The following is a 4,210-nucleotide window of genomic DNA, read 5'->3' on the forward strand; positions in this document are numbered from 1 at the left end:
GTCCATCCGATGCCACCGGTACCCGGCGACACCACCCCCCGGATCATGCGAAAGACAGGGGCAAGAAGTCATACCGGGCCCGGCGACCGAGGCCCTGGATCGGACCCACGAGAAAGGTAACGGGCGGATCCTGCCTCGCCGGCCGGTGCGGGTGTCGCGCCGTCCGCGGCACGAGCGCCTCGGCGAGAGTGGCCCAAAGATTGCCAGGCCGAGGCTCGAGCGGTAGCGGCTCCTGATCCTCGCTGAGCATCCCGCCCTCCGTAGGGCGGGTTACGCCTGCCCGAGCAGGGGAAATCCCGGTCCGGGTTGGCTCGTGTCAGCAATCTGCGAGGAAACTTCTGTGGCAGGGTGTTCGGCTGTGCGGACAATCCTGATCACGGGGGCGACATCGGGTATCGGTCTCGAATCGGCTCGGCAGCTGGCGGCGCAGGGCAACCGGCTCGTCCTGGTCGGACGCAATCCGCGGAAGCTCGCCGAGGCGGCGGAGCTGGTGCGGTGCGCGGGGGCGGCGGGCGTGGACATCCTGGAGTGCGACTTCGCGTCGCAGGCCTCGGTCCGGCAGCTGGCGAAGGAGGTGCTGGCCGGGTACGACCGGTTGGACGTGCTGGCCAACAACGCCGGCGGTTACCACGAGACCCGGACGGAGACCGTGGACGGCATCGAGGCCACGTTCGCGGTCAACCATCTCGGTGGATTCCTGCTCACCGAACTGCTGACGGATCTGATGGTGCGCAGCGCCCCGTCGCGCATCGTGTTCACCTCGTCGGTGATGCAGTTCGGCGCCACCATGGATCTCACCGATGTGGAGTTCCGGCAGGGATATTCGGGAGAGAAGGCGTACAGCCGCTCCAAACTGGCGAATGTCCTCTACGCCCGTGCACTGGCACGGCGTCTGGAAGGAACCGGAGTAACGGTCAACGCCTTCCATCCGGGCGCCGTGGCGACCGGAATCTGGGATGCCATGCCGTGGTTCGGCCGGCCCTTCGTAGCGCTCGCCAAGCGGCTGTTCATGATCTCCGCCGCGGAGGGCGGCCGGGCGCTGACGTACTTGGCCACCGATCCCGAAGTCGCCGAGGTCAGCGGCTGCTACTTCCAGAAGAACCGCGTCAAGACCCCGTCGCGTCTGGCGCAGGACGACGCACTCGGTCAGCAGCTGTGTGAGGTCAGCGCCGGTCTGGTCGGGCTGGCCGGGTAGGGCGCGCGCAGGACCCGCGACAGCGTAGTCGCGGCGCACCACACGACCATCGTCGCCGACTGAAGCGGAAAGCAGGGGACCATGCTTCGTACTCGTTTCGAGTCGATCGGCGCGTACACGCCGACGACCGTCCGCTCCACCGAAGATCTGATCGCCGCGCTGGCCGTGCCGAGGTCACTGGATCTGCAGCGCATCACCGGCATCGAGAATCGGCGGGTGTACGACTCGCATCCGGACCGGTACGAATCGTCGTTCGAGCTGGCGTTACGCGCGATCGAGGACTGCCTGCGGCATTCCGGCTACCGGGCCGACGAACTGGACGTCGTCATATCGGCCTCCATCACGCGCACCCGCGGCGCGGGAATCTTCTGCTACGCACCGTCTTTCGCGCTCATGCTGGGTAACGCGATCGGCACGAGGGCGGCCCGGCACTTCGATGTCTCCAACGCCTGCGCCGGGATGATCACCGGCGTGATGGTGCTCGACCGCATGATCAAGGCCGGTGCCGTGCGCAACGGCATGGTGGTCAGCGGCGAGCAGATCACGCCGATCGCCGAGACAGCGCTGCGCGAGATCAGCGAGCCCTACGACCCGCAGTTCGCGGCGCTGACGGTGGGGGACGCGGCGGTCGCGGTCGTGCTCGACGACCGTGGCGACGACAACGACGAACTGCACTATGTGGAGCTGATGACCGCGGCCGACGGCGCCGAGCACTGCCTCGGCATGCCCAGCGACCGTACCGGCGGGATCGCGATGTACACCGACAACCGGGCGATGCAGAACGAAGCGCGCTACCGGCAGGGCATCAACCGCATGGCCGACTTCCTCGCCGAGACCGGACGGACCTGGGAGAGCGAGAAGTACGACTACTGGATCCACCACCAATTCAGCGCGCCCGCCATCGAGTACATCTCGGACCTGACCGAACGGCATTTCGGCACGCCGATGCCGCAAGCGCTCAACGTCCTGCGCGACTACGGCAACACCGCCTCGACCTCCCACTTCCTGGTCCTGCACGAGCACCTCGCCCAACAGAAGATCCCGCGCGGATCGAAGATCCTCATGATCCCGGCGGCATCGGGCATCGTCTCGGGGTATCTGGCCGCCACCGTCTCGCGTTTGGAGGCATGAGCATGGCGACGACGATCGTCGCGGCCGCGACGAGCCGCGATCTCGACACCGGCAGTTACCTCGAACTGGCCGCGCGGGCAGCGCGGACCTGCGTCGAGCGCTCGGAGGTCGGCCTCGACGAGATCGGGATGCTGGTCAACGCGGGCGTCTTCCGGGACAGCAATATCTCCGAGCCGGCAGTGGCCGCGCTCCTGCAGAAGCGGATCGGTCTCGGGCTGTCCTATGCGCCCGGGCGTACCCCGGTCTTCTCCTTCGACCTCATGCACGGCGCGTCCGGTCTGCTGCACGCCATCGCGACCGCCGACGCTTTTCTCGCCACCGGCGTGGTGAAGTACGCGTTGCTCGTCGCGGGCGACACCCACCCGTCGACCGAGCGTGACGTCGCCGACTTTCCGTACAGCGCCAGTGGCGCCGCCCTGCTGCTCGGAACTTCGCCCACCGCAGCGGGATTCGGGCGGCTGCACACCCGCGACACCACCGGCCCGGCCGATCCGATCGCCTGGGTTGCGCTGGACGAAGCGGGGGCCGACGGCCGCGACGCCATGTGCGTCCGCACCGGCGCGGGGGACCGAGTGGATGCGGCGGCCGCGGTAGTGCGTGCCTGTCTGGCCGAGGAAGGGCTCGACGGCGGTCACTTCGCCGCGGGGGAGGCGCTGCTGCTGGCGCCGGATCCGGCGGCCGGATTCCGCGCCCGATTGGCGGGCGCGCTGGCCCTGCCGACGCGGTCGGTCGTGGGTTTCGACGCCTGCGTCGGAGATCCGTACACCGCGGGTCCGGTGCACGCCTATCTGCACGCACTGGACAGCGGCTTCGATCCCGATACCACCATGGTCTTCGCGGCCGTGGACGAGGCGTCGGCAGCATGCGTCGCCTACGATCCGCGAGCGGTGCCGCAGAGCCCGGTGGTGCACAGGGGTGGGTTGGGGCCAGCGGTGCCGGAACCTTGTTCTTCGGGAGTAGTTCACGGCCTTTGACGGACACCGGTTGTTTCACGAGATCGGTGTCGGCAATTCGCCAGAAAGGGGTTCTCGCGCCAAAATTGTTACGCGTAAACTTAATGTGTCCGGCGACGGATACGGTTCGGGGAGTGCAAATACCAACCGTCCGTTCGGCCATGCCGACCCGGGTGGGCTTTCTCATGGGCAGGTGCCACCGCGTACTGGCCCAACAGGACCGACCCTGCGGGACGTACGGTCGCGACGACTACTGCACTCGCGACTTCGCCAACAACATCGGTGCCGAAATCATTGGTCGCAATAATGTGGTCCTCAGCGCGGACCATGCGAGAACCACGACTAGCAACGATGGTGGGGCGATGAACCGCCGTTCCGTACCGCGAGGTTTCTTCGCGCTGGCCAGGGCATTCGCAGCCACAGAGGGCAAGGACGTGCGCATCGGCGGTGGCGTGGCCACTGGTCGGGCGTTCCTGTAGGCGATTTGACCGATACGCTGCATATCGCCGTCTCACCAATCGAAACTGGTCGCGGAGACAAGCTGTGGACTAGCCCTGACGGTCTCGTCGACCGGCTTCACTTCGAGCGGATCCCCGGGCCGAGTGGTGTGGTGCACCACTTTTCTGGCGAAGGTGAGTATTTCACCGTCGTGGTTTCGCAAGGCTCGGGAGTAGTCTGGGTAATGCTCGTCGGCAGCGAATAATAGACGAGTTCGACCAGCGACGCTCAGTCCATTCTGTCATCTGGTTACCCGCGCAATGCGTGGCCGTCGGGTTTCACCCGGCGTTTTGCTCACTTAGAGCGCCTATCAGGTTCGGTTGCGGAGTCTTCGCCAGCAGATGAGGGCGGCGGCGAGGTCGAGGAATCCTTGGTGGATGTCGGTGCGTCGTTCCCAGCGGGTGGCCAGGCGGCGGTACCGGTGTAGCAGGGC

3 protein-coding genes and 1 pseudogene are annotated in these 4,210 nt (G+C 66.7%); all 4 read left to right on the forward strand.

The window, feature by feature from the left end:
• Positions 1 to 358 precede the first annotated feature (358 nt).
• The 4 genes and pseudogenes from GVY64_RS36510 to GVY64_RS38535 all read left to right on the forward strand — a co-directional run bounded on the left by GVY64_RS36510 (position 359) and on the right by GVY64_RS38535 (position 3,915).
• Positions 359 to 1,195: an SDR family oxidoreductase gene (locus GVY64_RS36510; protein ID WP_159851211.1), complete on the forward strand. Its 837-nt coding sequence runs from the start codon at positions 359 to 361 to the stop codon at positions 1,193 to 1,195.
• Between the two features lie 81 nt (positions 1,196 to 1,276).
• On the forward strand, positions 1,277 to 2,326 hold the full coding sequence (locus GVY64_RS36515) for a 3-oxoacyl-ACP synthase III family protein (protein ID WP_159851213.1): 1,050 nt from the start codon (positions 1,277 to 1,279) through the stop codon (positions 2,324 to 2,326).
• Between the two features lie 2 nt (positions 2,327 to 2,328).
• The gene (locus tag GVY64_RS36520; RefSeq protein ID WP_159851215.1) at positions 2,329 to 3,300 is read left to right on the forward strand and encodes a hypothetical protein; all 972 of its coding nucleotides are present in this window, start codon (positions 2,329 to 2,331) and stop codon (positions 3,298 to 3,300) included.
• Between the two features lie 64 nt (positions 3,301 to 3,364).
• A pseudogene (locus tag GVY64_RS38535) lies at positions 3,365 to 3,915 on the forward strand (dihydrofolate reductase family protein).
• The last annotated feature ends 295 nt before the right edge of the window (positions 3,916 to 4,210 follow it).

This window comes from Nocardia sp. CY41, assembly GCF_009829325.1.
In the GTDB taxonomy this organism is placed as follows: Bacteria; Actinomycetota; Actinomycetes; order Mycobacteriales; family Mycobacteriaceae; genus Nocardia.